This window comes from Oleiphilus sp. HI0128, from assembly GCF_001635365.1.
Map to the genome: position 1 here is coordinate 1 of NZ_LWGG01001426.1, position 903 is coordinate 903.

Here is a 903-nt window from a genome sequence, read left to right on the forward strand (position 1 = left end):
CTTTATCTCACCTGAAGAGTTCATTGGTCTTGCTGAACAGTCTGGCTTGATGCCACCGCTAACGCGTTGGGTGATTGCTAGTGTATTGCGTGAAGCCGCTGCTTGGAGAACTCAAGGGATAGACCTAAAAATGGCAGTCAATCTCTCGGCTTATGATCTGGCCAACGATGACCTACCCGATTATGTGGCGCAAGAGCTTGAGAAAAACGGCCTCTCTACTTCTTCGCTAATTCTTGAAGTCACCGAAAGTGCGATGATTGATAACCCGGTTCAAGCCCTAAAAGTGCTTAATCAATTAAGAGACCAAGGGATTATCTTGGCGATTGATGATTATGGCACAGGCTATTCATCTTTGAGCCAACTTAAAGATTTACCCGTAGACGAGCTAAAGATCGATATGGCCTTTGTTTTGAAACTGGATGAAAGTAAATATGACCAGGCTATTGTCCAGTCAACGATAGACATGGCTCATCAGCTCGGTTTAACTGTCGTTGCTGAAGGGGTTGAAAACAGAGCGTCTTGGGCCTTACTCGAAACATGGGGATGCGATAAGTTACAAGGTTACTATATCTCTCGCCCACAAAACTCGGCAGACTTTGTTACCTGGTTTAAAGGCTATGATGTAAACAGTGAGTACTAGCATTATTTTTTCGATGAACAAGGCTAAACAAAGCATTCAGAATAAAACACTCTTCAGTTATCTGTGCCGCCTTGCTTCTAGTCGCTTTGATCAGCAGCGCACTTGTGCATGCAAAGCAGAATAGCCCACACCGCTTTATCGGCAATGTGACGCTTGTTACCAACTATCAAGACAGCGGAAATACATGGCTCAATGGTGGGCTGGGACGTTTTGGACAGGGTGACCAGGATAGCTCGGTTTCAGGCCTATTTGAATCAAATATC

The 903-nt window shown here is 44.9% G+C and carries 1 protein-coding gene; it reads left to right on the forward strand.

The window, feature by feature from the left end; translation table 11 throughout:
* Window positions 1–640: EAL domain-containing protein (locus tag A3763_RS23590; RefSeq protein WP_156495295.1), on the forward strand; the 640-nt coding region annotated here is incomplete at its 5' end.
* Window positions 641–903 lie beyond the last annotated feature (263 nt).